The sequence below is a fragment of the Kitasatospora sp. NPDC059827 genome, from assembly GCF_042731675.1.
Classification (GTDB): domain Bacteria; phylum Actinomycetota; class Actinomycetes; order Streptomycetales; family Streptomycetaceae; genus Kitasatospora.
This window is the reverse complement of record NZ_JBHWIV010000061.1, coordinates 37,816-51,222: the sequence shown is the minus strand read 5'-3', so window position 1 is coordinate 51,222 and position 13,407 is coordinate 37,816. Positions and strand designations below refer to the sequence as shown.

Genomic DNA, 13,407 nt, shown 5'->3' with positions numbered 1-13,407 from the left:
CCCCCGGCGGGCCGGACTCCGTTCTCGTTCAGGTGCCGCGGGGTCCGTCGGTCCCCGGGCGGTCAGCAGGTCAGCGGGTCAGCAGGGACCGTTGTCGGTCCAGACGCCCCACTGGCCGCTCTGGGCCGGGTCGTCGCCCTTGGTCCACCACTTGTTGGTGTAGTAGTGGCCCTTCCAGGAGACCTTGGTGCCGCCGGCCGCGTAGGTGGCGTTCGGGTCCCAGCTCGGGGCGGCCGAGCAGGTGGCCGGCGTGGTCGGGGTGCCGGTGGGGGTCCCGGTGGGCGTGCCGGTCGGGGTGCCCGTCGGGGTGCCGGTGGGGGTCCCGGTCGGCGTGCCGGTCGGGGTCTGGGTCGGCGTCGGGGTGCCGGTCGGCGGGGCCGGGCAGCCGGCCGCGGAGCCGTTGGTGGCGTTCACCATCGTGTCGAACAGGCTGGTGTTGGTCCCCAGGTCGTACAGCGAGAAGGCGAAGGAGCCGCCGAGGCCGTTGCAGTGCGCGTAGTCCAGCTTGGCCTGGACGGACTTGGCGTTCTCACCGCTCCAGAAGGTGGTGCCGTCGTAGAAGTAGGCGGCCTTGGCGTCGTCGTCCCAGAAGGTCTTGGACGGGTTGTCGACGAAGCCGGCCAGCTCCTTGTACATCTGGATGCCCGGGACGTTGCCGGACATCGCGGCGCCGGTGGCCGGGGCGGTGGCGGGCTGGAAGAGGCCGTTCTTGCCGTTGTTCTGGACGCCGGTCCAGCCGCGGTAGTAGAACGGCACACCCATGTTGATCTTGTTGGCCGGGAAGCCGCCGGGGATGCCGTACTGGGCGTCGCCGACCGTCCACGCCTTGATGGCGTTGTCGATCGAGTACTTGCCGTTGCCCGGCTTGGCCGGGGTCGACGGGTCGTTCGGGCCGGAGTACAGCGGGGCCTGGTGGTTGGTCGGGCCCTGGGGGTCCCAGCCGCCGTGCATGTCATAGGTCATGACGTCGAGGAAGGTCAGGTACTGACCGATCTTGTCGGTCTCGACGTTCATGATCTTGTCCTGGCCGGCGCCGACCGCCGCCGAGAGGGCGTAGGTCTTGTTGTCGGCCTTGCCCTGGGCGTCCAGCTGGTTGCGGAACTCCTGCAGCAGCAGGGTGAAGTTCTGCTTGTCGGCCGGGCTGGAGATGTTGCCGGTGTGGCCGCCGCCGCCCGGGTACTCCCAGTCGATGTCGATGCCGTCGAAGACGCCCTTGCCCGTGCCCGGGCCGCCGTAGCCGGCGTCGGACGGGAGGTTGCCCTTGATGAACATGTCGAGGCAGGACGAGACCAGGTGCTTGCGCGAGGCGTCCGTGGCGGCCGCCGACGAGAAGTACTTGGAGTAGGTCCAACCGCCGATCGACAGCAGGATCTTGAGGTTGGGGTTCTTCGCCTTGAGCTTCTTGAGCTGGTTGAAGTTGCCCGCGATCGGCTGGTTCCAGACGTCGCCGACGCCGTCCACCGAGATGTCCGCGCCGAAGCTCTTCTGGTAGTCGGCGAAGGCGTCGGCCGCGCCGTCACCGGCGTTGGGGTTGTTGTCGTTGGTGTCGGCGGCCTTGGTCGCCTCGAAACAGCCCAGGTCGGACGGGGAGATGTTGGCGAAGTCGTAGATCAGGTAGTCCAGCTTCCCGGCCACGCCGGTGTCCTGGATCGTCTTCGGGTAGTACGCGTTGGCGTACACCGACCACTGGTCGTAGTAGGCGACCTTGATGCCGCCGCTGGTGGCGGTCGCGCCGGTGGAGTTGGTGGTCGCGGCGTTGGCCGCGCCGCCGCCGGACAGCGCGAGGCCGGCGCCGAGCAGCAGGGAGGCGGTGGTGCCGGCCGCGATGGCGGCCAGGCTCTTCGGGCGGCGCCGGCGGGGCCCGTCCGGAGCCGGGGTCCCGGCCCTTTCAATGCGTGAGCGCAGCATGGGTGCGTGACTCCTGGGTGTGGGGGTTCCGTCGCCCGGTGGGGTGGCGCGTCCGGGGTGGGGCCGGACGACCGGGACATGACAGATCAGGGGTGGGAATCGAGCGGACAGGCCATGACGGACACCGGGATGTGCCGAACCGGCGCCCCCGGCACGAGGCCGGTGACGCCGGTTCAGGGGCTCCCTGCACCTGGGGAATAAAAATGGACTAGACCAACTCGCCCGTCAAGGGGTCCTGTTGGCCTTGAGACCCGCTTAAGGTTCCGCACCCGCCCCGGAACGGCGGCGCCCGGAGCCGGAACGGGCTCCCCGCGCCCCGGTGCTCAGAACCGGACGGCGTTCGCCACCTCGGCCTTCACCGTGCCGCTGAGCTCCCGGTTGGCCTGCGCGGTGGCCTGGGCGCTCTGGCCCGCCGCCACGTCCTGGACGGTCACCGCGGTCGCGTCCAGCAACGTGCCGCTCCCGTCGGTGAAGTTCACCTGGACCACGTACCGGTACGACTCCTGGCCGTGGTTGGTGACGGTCAGCTGCGCCTGCGGCCTGCCGTCCGGACCGGTCGACACCGCGCCGACCGAGACGTCCCCCTTGGCGTCCAGCCCGCCCTTGATCCCGGCGACCGCCGAGGAGGCCGCCGAGACCGCCGCGGAGGCCTCGGCCTGCGCCGAGCCGAGCAGCCCGCCCACGCCGCCGGCCGCCGAGGCCAGCGCCGACGCGGCGGAGGCGGCGGCGCTGGCCGCCTTCTGCACCTCCCCGGCCGCCGCGGAGGCCTCACCGCGCGCGCTCTTGCCGGAGGAGCAGCCGGCCAGCACCGCCGAACCCAGCACGGCGGCCGCCAACACCCCTGCGGCCAGCCGATGGTGACGGTTCGTCGGTACGGTCGGGCGCGGTGCGGTGCGGCGCGGCCCGGAGGCGGCCCGGGTGAGCGGCTGGCGGTCCATGCGGGTCCTCGTTCCTTCCGGCGCCGGGCTGCCCGGCACACCTCCCGCCCACCCTCCGAGCCGCCCGCCGCACCCGCCAGCAGGGGTGGTGCCTCCGGGTGAGGCCGCGGCCTTCCGGAACCGGGCCCTGGCCTTCCGGGACCGGGCCCTGTCCGGTCGATCTTGTCGCGGGCCCGGCAGGATCGGCCGGACAGGGCCTGACCTCAGGACAGTCCGGAGCCCTCCTGCTCGTCCGCCTCCACCGCCGCCCGCTCCTCGCGCAGCCGCACCAGGTGCCGGCGGCGCGCCACCACCCCGTACGCGCCCGCCGCGCTCGCCACGAAGGCCAGCGCGCCGACCCACGGCCGGTCGAAGACGTGCCCGGTCAGGTGGTCCAGCGAGTACCGCCCGGGGCCGGCCAGGCCCATCGCCAGGGCGGTCCCGCCCAGGAACGCCGGGTACTCGTAGCCGCCGGACATCGCGAAGAAGCCCGCCGGGGCGTGCACCGCCACGGCCCCGGCCATCGTCCCGGCCACCACCGCACCGGCCGCCGGGGTGGCCAGCCCGGCCACCAGCAGCGCGCCACCGCCCGCCTCGCCGACGCCCGCCGCGACGGCGCTCTCCCGGGCCGGGTGGAAGCCCATGTGGTCCATCGCCTGGGTGGTGCCCTCCAGGCCGCCACCGCCGAACCAGCCGAACAGCTTCTGGGTCCCGTGCGCGATCAGCACCCCGCCGACCGCGCTGCGCAGGGCCAGCAGGCCCAGGTCCCTACGGTTCAGGCACATGTCGCATCCTCGTTTCCGCCGGGGGAGTGGTCGTCCGTACCTCCATGGCACCCGAGAGCGCCCGTCGGCTCGACCCGGGGCCGCCATCCGGGCGAATCCGGCCCCGACAAGGAATGCTGGGCCCATGTTCGTCTTCAACCTGGGCAGCGCCTTCATCACCTTCTTCGCCGTGGTCGGCCCGCCGAAGACCCTGCTGACCTTCGCCAGGCTGGCCGGGGACCGCAGCACCCGGGAGCTCCGGCGGCTGGCCGCCTGGAGCACGGCCGTCTCGGCGCTGATCGGCCTGGTCCTCGGCTTCGGCGCGGACGAGGTGACCACGCTCTTCCACATCAGCGACCAGTCGCTGCAGCTCGCCGGCGGGGCGATCTTCTTCGTCTACGCCGTCGCGCTGGTCTTCGGCCTCCACCTCGGCGCGGACGGCGACGACGACGAGCACCTGGGCAACCCGCTCGCGGACGGCATCCGCGAACTGCTGCTGCCGTACATCGCCAGCCCGCTCGCGATCACCGCCGTCCTGGTCGCCTCGCTCAACCAGGACAACTGGGGCTGGAAGGCCGCCGTCGCCGGGGCGTACGTGGCCGTCGCAGTGCTCAACTACCTCTGCGTGGCCGTGCTCGCGCCGCTGATGCGGCGCACCCACAGCACCTCACTGGAGGTGGCGTCCCGGCTGCTCGGGCTGCTGCTCGCGGCGGTCGGCGTCGAGCTCTTCCTGGAGGGCCTGGCCGGGCTCGGGGTGCCGCTGCCCGCCGGGCACTGAGCCGCAGCCCCCGGACGGGCGCTCAGCCGCAGCCCCGGGCGGGCGCTCAGCCGGCCGCCAGGAGGGTCAGCACCTCGCCGATCCGCCCGCGCACCAGCGGGTCGGCGACCAGCCCGTCCGGGCCGACCGCGCCGCGCTCCAGCGGGATCCGCACACAGGCCTGCGCCAGCACGGCCGCGCCGGTGTAGCCCAGGACGGTGCCCAGGGTGGCCTCGGCGCCCTGGCCGCGGCCGGGCCCGGCGCAGTTGATCCAGGCCGCGGGCTTGTCCGAGATCTCGATCCCGCCGACCGTCCAGTCCAGCAGGTTCTTGAACGAGCCGGGCAGCGTCCCGGCGTACTCGGGGGTGCAGACGAGCAGCGCGTCGGCCGCCTCGATCGCCGCCCGCAGCGCGGCCACCGGCTCCGGCAGGGGGTCGGTGTCGTGGTCCGGGTTGAAGTGCGGCAGCCCGGCCAGGTCGGCGTAGTACGTGGTCCGGACGCCGGGCAGGTCGTCGGCCACCGCGGCGGCGGTGCGCAGCACGGCCTCGTTGGCGGAACCGGCCCGCAGGCTCCCGGGCAGCAGCAGGATGTGGCGCTCGTTCGGCATGCCGAGGAACCTACTCCCTGACGTCCGCGTCAAGGCCAACCGGCGTCAGGGCAGGCCGACGCCAAGGCCAACCGGCGCCGAGGACGGGCCGGCGCCGGGGCAGGCGGGCTCGCGCCGGTCAGCTCGGCAGCAGCGGCCGCCAGGGCACCGGGCTGGAGAGGATCATCGAGCTGGCCGGCGGCCCGTACCCGCCGAGCCGGTCGCAGAGCGCCTCGAACCCGGCCATCGTGGCGACCGCGACCAGCAGTACGCAGCAGGCCCCGCCGGTGACCCGGTGCAGTTGCAGCACCTCCGGCCAGGTCGCCACCTCGGGGTCGCGCAGCACGCAGCGCGGGCCGTAGCACTGCACCTGGACCAGCGCGGTGATCGGCAGCCCGGCCCGGGTGGGGTCCACGTGGGCGTGGTAGCCGCTGATCACGCCGTCCGCCTCCAGGCGGCGGACCCGTTCGGCCACCGCGGGTGCGGACAGGCTCACCCGGCGGGAGAGTTCGTTGTACGAGAGTCTGGCGTCGGCCTGGAGTTCGGCCAGCAGTCGGCGGTCGACGGCGTCCATGGGGGCTCCCGGAGCGATGGTGATCAGCGGGTGTGATCAGCGGTTTTTCATTCGTAAAGCAGATCGACCGAACGCCTCGCGAACGACAACCCGAAGCCCTGTTGCGGTGCTCGTCGGCCATTCAAGCGGGGGACCGCGGCGCCGCACAATGGGCACCCCGGTGGAACCAGGACGTCCGTCCGCTCCACCGGACCCGGGCGACGCGGCCCGGACGGAGCAGGAGGGATCGGGATGGGGCACGACACGGTGGAGACACCCAGCCTGTCGTTCGGTGGGGACGGCCGGCCGGGTCGGGGCACCCCGTACGCGCAGTACGTGCGGCTGGAGGAGCTGCACAGCCTCCAGCACCCGCGCAGCAAGGAGCCGGCCGAGCTGTCCTTCATCGTCACCACCCAGGTGATGGAGCTGCTCTTCGACCTGCTGCGGCACGAGTGGACGATCGCCCGGCAGGCGCTGCGCGAGGACGACCCGACCGCCGCGCGGGCCGCGCTGCGCCGCGGCACCCACGTCCAGGACGTGCTGGTGGAGTCCTGGGACCTGCTGGCCACCATGACGCCGCAGGAGTTCAACTCCTTCCGCGCCCTGTTCGGCGAGGCCTCCGGCTTCCAGTCCTCGGCCTTCCTGCACCTGGAGTTCCTGCTCGGCAACAAGAACGCCGCGCTGCTGAACATGTACGAGGGGATGCCGCAGACCCGGGCCGAGCTGGCCGAGGTGCTGCGCTCCCCCGGCCTGTACGACGAGGTGCTCGGCCTGCTGGCCCGCCGCGGCCTGGCGGTGCCCGCGGCCGTCCCGGAGCAGCGCTACCGGCCCTCCGAGGAGGTCGCCGCGGCCTGGCGCCGGGTCTACACCGAGCCGGAGTACGCCGACCTCCAGCCGCTCGCCGAGACGCTGCTGGACGTCGCCGAGCGGGTCACCCGCTGGCGCCAGCGGCACCTCAGCTCGGTCAAGCGGACCATGGGCGCCAAGCCCGGCTCGGGCGGTTCCAGCGGACTGACCTGGCTGCGCAAGGCGGCCGAGCAGGACGTGTTCCCGGAGCTGTGGACGATCCGGGACGAGCTGTGACCGAGCCGGTGGCGAAGGAGAGAACGGGCATGACCACGCGCGAGGACTGCGCGGCGCTGGACGCCGTCGACCCGCTGGCGGCGTTCCGCGAGGAGTTCGCCCTGCCGGACGGGGTGATCTACCTGGACGGCAACTCGCTGGGCGCGCTGCCGGTGCGCACGCCCGAGCGGGTGGCCCGGGTGGTCGAGCGCGAGTGGGGCCGGGAGCTGATCCGCAGCTGGAACGACGCCGGCTGGTTCGAGCAGCCGTACCGGCTGGGACGGCGGATCGCGCCGATGATCGGGGCCGATCCGGCGGAGGTGGTCGTCTGCGACACCACCTCGGTGAACCTGTTCAAGGTGCTCGCGGCCGCGCTCCAGCTGCGCCCGGGACGGCGCACGGTGCTCGGCGACGTCGAGGCCTTCCCGACCGACCTGTACATCGCCGAGGGCGTGACCGGCCTGGTCGAGGGCGGGCGCAGCGTGCTGATCCGCCCCGAGGAGCTGGACCGGCACCTGGACGGCGACGTCGCCGCGGTGGTGCTCTCGCACGTGGACTACCGCACCGGCGAACTGCTGGACATGCCCGGGATCACCGCCCGGGTGCAGGCCGCGGGCGCCCTGATGATCTGGGACGTCTGCCACTCCGTCGGCGCGCTGCCGGTCGAACTCGGCGCCGCCGGCGCCGACTTCGCGGTCGGCTGCACCTACAAGTACCTGAACTCCGGCCCCGGCTCGCCGGCCTTCCTGTACGTCGCCGAGCGGCACCTGGCGGCCGGTCCGCGGCAGCCGCTGAGCGGCTGGTTCGGGCACGCCCGCCCGTTCGCCTTCGAGCCCGGGTACGACCCCAAGCCGGGCATCGGGCGCTTCCTGACCAGCTCGCCCTCGCTGCTCGGCCAGGCCTCGCTGGAGGTCTCCCTGGACATCTGGGAGCGGGCCGACCTGGCCGCCGTACGGGCCAAGAGCCTGGCGCTGACCGACCTGTTCGTCTCGCTGGTGGAGGGCCTGAACGGGATCGAGGTGGTGACCCCGCGCGAGCACGCCCGGCGGGGCAGCCAGGTCGCGCTGCGGCACCCGGACGGGTACCCGGTGGTCCAGGCGCTGATCGCGCGCGGGGTGATCGGGGACTTCCGCGCACCGGACCTGATGCGCTTCGGCTTCACGCCGCTGTACCTCTCGTACACCGAGGTGTGGGACGCGGCCCGGCAGCTGGCCGAGGTGCTGGCGAGCGGTGAGTGGCGGGAGGAACGGTTCTCCCGTCGGGGCGAGGTGACCTGACCGGGGCAAGCGGCCGGCGGCGGGGGTCCTTTGCCGTTAATAATGCGCAGTATTAATCTGGTGCGCATGGCAAGGACATCGGCGGGCCACGAGACCCGCGACAGGCTGCTGCGGGCGGCGGAGGAGCTCTTCGCCACCCGGGGCGTGGAAGGTGCCCTGACCAGGGACATCACCCGGCTGGCCGGACAGGGCAACCCGTCCGCCGTGCAGTACCACTTCGGCTCCCGCGAGGGCCTGCTCGACGCGATCATGGCCGGCCGCCAGGACCGCACCGAGCGGGCCCTCGCGCCGCATCTGCCCGCACTCGCGGACGCGGACCTGCCCGGACTGCTCGACGCGCTGGTCGCGGCCGAGGCCACCGAACTGCGCACCGAGCAGGGCCGGTACTGCCTGCGGATCTCCGCCCAGGTCAGCCACAGCAGCGGGGTCCGCACCCGGACCCCGCACCCCACCCTCGCGGGCGGCGGCTACTGGCGGCTGATCGAGCTGGTCGAGGAGCGGATCGCCGCACTCCCGGAGCCGATCCGGCTGGAACGGATCGACCTGGCCCTCACCCTGGTCGGCGCAGCCCTGGCCGACCGGGCGCAGCAGTACCTCACCGGGTCCACCCCCCTCACGGACGAGGAGACCTTCCTCGCCGACCTGGTGACGGTGTCCGCCGCCATGCTCTCCGCCCCCACCCCCCGAAGGAGCACGTCATGAACGACCTCACCGGCAGGACCGTCCTGATCACCGGCGGCGCCCGCGGCCTCGGCGCCGAGGCCGCCCGGCTCGCCGTCGCGGCCGGCGCCAACGTGGTGATCACCGACGTGCTGGCGGAGGACGGTGCGGCCACCGCCGCCGAACTCGGCGAGCGGGCCCGGTTCGTCCGGCACGACGTGACCTCCGAGGCGGACTGGCAGCGCGTGGTGGACTTCGCGGTGGCGGAGTTCGGCGCGCTGCACGGCCTGGTCAACAACGCCGGGATCTCCACCGGTTCACTGCTCACGGACGAGAGCGTCGAGCACTTCCGCAAGGTCCTGGACATCAACCTGACCGGCGTGTTCATCGGGATGAAGACCGTCGTCCCGGCGATGCGCGCGGCCGGCGGCGGCTCGATCGTCAACATCTCCTCGGCGGCCGGCCTGATGGGCCTGGCGCTCACCGCCGGCTACGGCGCCTCCAAGTGGGGCGTGCGCGGCCTCAGCAAGATCGGCGCGGTGGAGCTCGGCGCCGAGCGGATCCGGGTCAACTCGGTGCACCCGGGCATGACCTACACCCCGATGACCGCCTCGGTCGGCATCCGGCGCGGCGAGGGCAACTACCCCAACACCCCGATGGGCCGGGTCGGCGAGGCGCCCGAGATCGCCACCGCCGTGGTCTACCTGCTCTCCGACGACTCCTCCTACGTCACCGGCGCCGAGCTGGCGGTGGACGGCGGCTGGACCACCGGGCCGACCGTCAGGTACGTCATGGGGCAGTAGCCCGCAGCGGGACCGGAGGCACGCGCGCCAGGCGACGTGACGCAGCTCATGCCCGAGCGGGAGTTCGACCGCCATCGCGCCGGGGAAACCTCGTCCTTGACGATCCGTCACACCCTGGGGAGGTTGGCGTGGACATCGAACTCGGCCCGCTCAAGCCGGATCCCTCCATGCTGGTCCTCGGCCTGGCCCAGCTCTTCCTGCTCATGTTCGCCCTCGGTGTCGTCCTGCTCCCGCGCATCGAACGGGTGCGGGCCCAGCGGTGGGACGCGACCGAGGGGCGCGCCGAACGGGCGGAGGCCGTCCGCGCCGAGGCCGAGGCGGTCCGGGACGCGGCGCTGCACGAGATCACCGAGGCCCGGCACGAGGCGGCCCGGATCCGCCAGGAGTACACCGAGCGCGGCACGGCGGCGATCGCGGCGGCCCGCGCCGAGGGCGTCCGCGACCGCGAACTGCTCCTCGCCACGGGCCGCGCCCGGATCGCCGCCGACCGGACGCAGGCCGCCGGCGTACTGCGAGAGGACGTCGGCGACCTGGCCATCGTGCTGGCCGGCCGGGTGGTCGGCGAACCGGTGCACACCGTCGCCTCCCAACGCCGCACGGTGGAGCGGTTCTTCGCTCAGTCGATCGACTGACCGATCGTCAACTCGGCCACCAACTGGCGGTAGACGCCGAAGGCCGGCTTGCGCGTCCAGTCGTCGCGAAGCAGTCCGAAGTGGTGGAACGGACCCGGGCCGGCGCTGTCGGCGTCCCGGAGGGAGAAGAACGAGTAGCTCCGGACGGCGAGTTCACCGGCCAGCCCGGCCACCGCCCGGACCACCTGCTCCACCACCTCGGCCTGCCGGGCCTCGCTCCGCCCCGGACCGGTGGGCCAGCCGTTCTCGCAGATCCGCAACGGGACGGCCGGCCCGATCCCGGCCCGGGGCAGCGCGTCGTTCCGGAAGCCGGTGAGCACCGCCCGCACCGCGTCCGCGAGCCGCCCCTCCGGGACGGGACGGAAGACGTCCGGGAAGAAGTCCAGGCCGACGTAGTCCAGGGCGCGGTGGAAGCGCTCGTCGGCGAGCCGGCCCAGCTCCGGCCAGAAGGTGTCGGCGGGGTCGAAGCTCGGCACCGCGTTGAAACCGACCGCCAGGTGGTCGTAACCGCAGGCCAGCGCCTCCTCCTTGGCCGCGACGACACCCTCGACCAGCGCCCGGCGGACGTTCGGGGTGCTGCCGTCGAGGACGGGCAGGTCCAGGTTGGGCTCCTCGCAGATCTGCAGGAGCGCGAGGCGGGGGCCTTCGGCCCGGACGGTCCGCCGGACGAAGTCCAGCCAGCCCGCCAACTCCCCGCTGCGCTCGCGGAACTGGAGCACGAGGTCGAGCTTCCGCCCCTCGACGGCGTACCGCTCGGGCCGCTCCGGCGTGTGCGCGCCGTCCGGGTACAGGCGGTAGGCGCGCACGAGCAACTCGGCCGCTTCCCCCTGGAGTTCGCGCAGGGCGGCGGTGATCTCCGCGGGATCGTCGGGGCGGACGGGAGGGATCAGCCCTGCCTCGTCGCCGAGCAGCCCACCGGGGTAGATGCCGAAGGTGAAGGTCATGGCGACACCGTAGCCGATATTTTTGGTGTCACTGCAAGTTTTAAGTGACACCATGATTTGGCGCTACGATGCGGCCATGGGACTTCGCGAACTCAAGAAGCAGCAGACCCGGGAGCTCCTCTCCGACACCGCCATGGGCCTGTTCGCCGAACACGGCTTCGACCGGGTCACCGTCGTCGAGGTGGCCCGGGCCGCCGGGGTCTCGCCCAACACGGTGTTCAACTACTTCCCGACCAAGGAGGACCTGTTCTTCGACCGGCAGGACGAGGTCGTCGGCCACCTCGCCGAAGTGGTCCGCCGCCGGCCCGCCGGCAGCTCGGCCGTCGACGCCGTCCGGGCCGACCTGCTGGCGGGCCTCGCCGACGGGGAGCCGACGATCGGGCTCGACCCCCGGATGGCAGCGTTCTGGCGGATCATCGCGGACAGCCCGGCCCTGCGGGCCCGGCTGCTGGAACTCGGCGAACGCTCCGAGGCCGCCCTGGCCGCCGCCCTGGCCGAGGAGTCGGACGCCGGACCGGCGGACCCGCTCCCCCGGGTGGTGGCCGGCGCCCTCGCCGGGGCCCACCGGGCGGCACTCGGCGAGGTGCGGCGGGCGATGGTCGCCGGGGAGCCGGCCGAGGAGGTGCGGGTACGGGTCGCGGCGGCGGTGGACCGGGCCTTCGGGCTGCTCGCCTCCGGACTCGCCGGATACCCGTCGGGGGGCTGAGCCGGGCGCCGAGTTGGGGCGCCGAGTTGGGGCACTGACACGACTCGGGCCGCCCGGCCACGAGGGCGGGCGGCCCGAGGGGCACTGGCCGGAGCGCTAGCTGTGGCGGCCGCGGCGGCGGGCCGCCAGCACAGCGAGGCCGCCCAGGCCGAGCAGGCCGACACCGGCCAGACCGAAGACCACCGGCGCGTTACCCGCACCGGTCGAGGGCAACTCGCCGTTGCCATCGGGGTGGTGACCGCTCGGGTGGTGGCTGGTCGGGGCCGGGCCCGCGCTCGATGTGGACGAGCTTGCCGATGCCGAGGTGGTGCTCGCGCTCGGGGAGGTCGGGGTCGGACGCGGCGAGGTCGGACTCGGGGACGTCGGCGACGGGGAAGTCGGGCTCGGCGAGGTGGGGCTGGGCGACGTCGGGGACGGCGACGTCGGGGAGGGCGAGGTCGGGGACGGAGAGGTCGGGGACGGGGAGGTCGGCGTCGGGCTCGGCGTCACCCGGCAGTCCGGCAGGTCCCCGTCGAAGGGGTAGCTGTGGATCTCGTAGCCGCCCGTACCGGTGTGGATCAGGTTGCCCGCGAGGTAGACCCGGCCGTTGATGCCCGGCTGGGCGAGGGTCGTGGTGCCGCCCGGGTTGCCGGCCATGACCGAGCCCTGGAACTGGGCGCTGCCGTTGATCTGCGCCGAGGTCGCGGTCGGGAAGTTGTACATCAGCTTGGAGCGCAGGTCGGTGGTCTGGTCGCCGGCCAGGCCGGTGCCGGTGTAGGTGTTGATGACCGGGCTGTCTCCGAGCATGTTCACCACGACGGTGGCCCCGGCCGGGATGTTCTGGAAGACCAGGCCGATCTGGCCGCCGCTCGGCGAGGCCAGGTTCTGGCTGACGTTGAAGACCTGCTTCATACTGACGCCGTCACCGGTGAAGGTGGCCTGGCTGGAGGAGACGTCGACGGTGCCGGTCGCGGTGGCCCGTCCGACGCAGTCGGAGACCTCCTCGATCTGGGTCAGCACGTCCTGGTAGGGCGCGGCGGCGTTCGGGTCCTGGATCGACTGGCCGGTGGGGTCGATGCTGACGGTGCCGGTGACGCCGCCCGCGTGGCGCAGGTTGCCGAAGGCCGGGCCGTGGGAGTCGCTGCCGCCGATCAGGATCGAGTTGCCGGTCCTGACGTCGACGTTGCCGCCGGTGGTGACGAAGTCACTGCCGTCGGGCGGCACGACGCGCGAGCCGACGCCCACCACGCCCATGTTGTAGACGCCGCCGCCGTTCTTGTCGACGGTCAGGTTCCCCAGCGTGACGATCTTGCCCTCGGCCTCGGCCGCACGGCCGTTGACGGTGTAGTCACCGCCGGTGAAGACGTTGATCGTGGCGTCCCGCCCGGTGAAGTCGCCGTTGTTCGGCGGCGGCCAGGTGGCGGGGCAGCCGGGGCCGGAGCAGGCGCCCAGCGGCGGGGCGAGCGGGGCGGCCGAACCGACCGTCAGCACGGCGGCCATCGGCACGGCGGCGACGGCGGTCGCCACGGCGATCCGGACGGCCCGGCGACGGCCGGTGGCGGGTGTTCTTCTCACGGCGGTCGCTCGGTGATCCGGCGAACCGGTGGCCTGACCCATCGACAATTCCTCCGCGCAGAGAAAAGGGCAGGTCCGGACGACCTGCCAGATTCCTTCATATCTCCTGACGATCCCATAGATCTGAGACATTCAATCCTAAAACGGACTATTCACACCCTGCAGACCCTCAGATCGGATCCGAGCACCCAGCGGACGGCTCGTCGCTCCGCCCGACCCGCCCGCCGCCGGGACCGCCGTCCCGCCCGCTCCCCCCGGGGTCCGGCTCCCCGCCCGACGGCTGG

General features: G+C 73.0%; 14 protein-coding genes. 7 read left to right on the top strand and 7 right to left on the bottom strand.

Annotated features, from left to right (window positions below):
• Positions 1 to 78: 78 nt before the first annotated feature.
• From ACFV8H_RS30030 to ACFV8H_RS30020, 3 genes are all read right to left on the bottom strand, one after another.
• A complete protein-coding gene (locus tag ACFV8H_RS30030; RefSeq protein ID WP_380406198.1) occupies positions 79 to 1,908 on the bottom strand; it encodes a glycosyl hydrolase family 18 protein in 1,830 nt (609 codons plus the stop codon).
• 323 nt (positions 1,909 to 2,231) lie between these two features.
• A complete protein-coding gene (locus ACFV8H_RS30025; RefSeq protein WP_380406195.1) occupies positions 2,232 to 2,846 on the bottom strand; it encodes an FxLYD domain-containing protein in 615 nt (204 codons plus the stop codon).
• 203 nt (positions 2,847 to 3,049) lie between these two features.
• Positions 3,050 to 3,610, bottom strand: a complete 561-nt coding sequence (locus tag ACFV8H_RS30020) for a DoxX family protein (RefSeq protein WP_380406192.1) — start codon at positions 3,608 to 3,610, stop codon at positions 3,050 to 3,052.
• A 124-nt stretch (positions 3,611 to 3,734) separates the two neighbouring features.
• On the opposite strand from ACFV8H_RS30020, the gene ACFV8H_RS30015 reads away from it, so the two are divergent.
• The gene (locus tag ACFV8H_RS30015; RefSeq protein ID WP_380406189.1) at positions 3,735 to 4,367 is read left to right on the top strand and encodes a MarC family protein; all 633 of its coding nucleotides are present in this window, start codon (positions 3,735 to 3,737) and stop codon (positions 4,365 to 4,367) included.
• 46 nt (positions 4,368 to 4,413) lie between these two features.
• On the opposite strand, the gene ACFV8H_RS30010 is transcribed toward ACFV8H_RS30015, so the two are convergent.
• Positions 4,414 to 4,953: an NADPH-dependent FMN reductase gene (locus ACFV8H_RS30010; RefSeq protein WP_380406186.1), complete on the bottom strand. Its 540-nt coding sequence runs from the start codon at positions 4,951 to 4,953 to the stop codon at positions 4,414 to 4,416.
• A 118-nt stretch (positions 4,954 to 5,071) separates the two neighbouring features.
• Positions 5,072 to 5,506: an Lrp/AsnC family transcriptional regulator gene (locus ACFV8H_RS30005; protein ID WP_380406183.1), complete on the bottom strand. Its 435-nt coding sequence runs from the start codon at positions 5,504 to 5,506 to the stop codon at positions 5,072 to 5,074.
• A gap of 231 nt (positions 5,507 to 5,737) precedes the next feature.
• On the opposite strand from ACFV8H_RS30005, the gene ACFV8H_RS30000 reads away from it, so the two are divergent.
• The 5 genes from ACFV8H_RS30000 (at position 5,738) to ACFV8H_RS29980 (ending at position 9,919) form a co-directional block, all read left to right on the top strand.
• Positions 5,738 to 6,568 (top strand): tryptophan 2,3-dioxygenase, encoded by an 831-nt coding sequence (locus tag ACFV8H_RS30000; protein WP_375887877.1) that lies wholly within the window; start codon positions 5,738 to 5,740, stop codon positions 6,566 to 6,568.
• A 29-nt stretch (positions 6,569 to 6,597) separates the two neighbouring features.
• Positions 6,598 to 7,824 (top strand): kynureninase, encoded by a 1,227-nt coding sequence (kynU, locus tag ACFV8H_RS29995; protein ID WP_380406180.1) that lies wholly within the window; start codon positions 6,598 to 6,600, stop codon positions 7,822 to 7,824.
• 66 nt (positions 7,825 to 7,890) lie between these two features.
• The gene (locus tag ACFV8H_RS29990) at positions 7,891 to 8,526 is read left to right on the top strand and encodes a TetR/AcrR family transcriptional regulator (protein ID WP_380406177.1); all 636 of its coding nucleotides are present in this window, start codon (positions 7,891 to 7,893) and stop codon (positions 8,524 to 8,526) included.
• Positions 8,523 to 9,287: a glucose 1-dehydrogenase gene (locus tag ACFV8H_RS29985; protein ID WP_380406175.1), complete on the top strand. Its 765-nt coding sequence runs from the start codon at positions 8,523 to 8,525 to the stop codon at positions 9,285 to 9,287. Before ACFV8H_RS29990 ends, ACFV8H_RS29985 begins: the two co-directional genes overlap by 4 nt.
• 128 nt (positions 9,288 to 9,415) lie before the next feature.
• Positions 9,416 to 9,919 (top strand): hypothetical protein, encoded by a 504-nt coding sequence (locus tag ACFV8H_RS29980; RefSeq protein WP_380406172.1) that lies wholly within the window; start codon positions 9,416 to 9,418, stop codon positions 9,917 to 9,919.
• Here ACFV8H_RS29980 and ACFV8H_RS29975 read toward each other — a convergent pair.
• A complete protein-coding gene (locus ACFV8H_RS29975; RefSeq protein WP_380406170.1) occupies positions 9,904 to 10,863 on the bottom strand; it encodes a hypothetical protein in 960 nt (319 codons plus the stop codon). The two genes, ACFV8H_RS29980 and ACFV8H_RS29975, sit on opposite strands and share 16 nt — an antisense overlap.
• 76 nt (positions 10,864 to 10,939) lie before the next feature.
• On the opposite strand from ACFV8H_RS29975, the gene ACFV8H_RS29970 reads away from it, so the two are divergent.
• On the top strand, positions 10,940 to 11,569 hold the full coding sequence (locus ACFV8H_RS29970; RefSeq protein WP_380406168.1) for a TetR family transcriptional regulator: 630 nt from the start codon (positions 10,940 to 10,942) through the stop codon (positions 11,567 to 11,569).
• Positions 11,570 to 11,665: 96 nt separating this feature from the next.
• On the opposite strand, the gene ACFV8H_RS29965 is transcribed toward ACFV8H_RS29970, so the two are convergent.
• A complete protein-coding gene (locus ACFV8H_RS29965) occupies positions 11,666 to 13,123 on the bottom strand; it encodes a choice-of-anchor A family protein (protein ID WP_380406165.1) in 1,458 nt (485 codons plus the stop codon).
• Positions 13,124 to 13,407 lie beyond the last annotated feature (284 nt).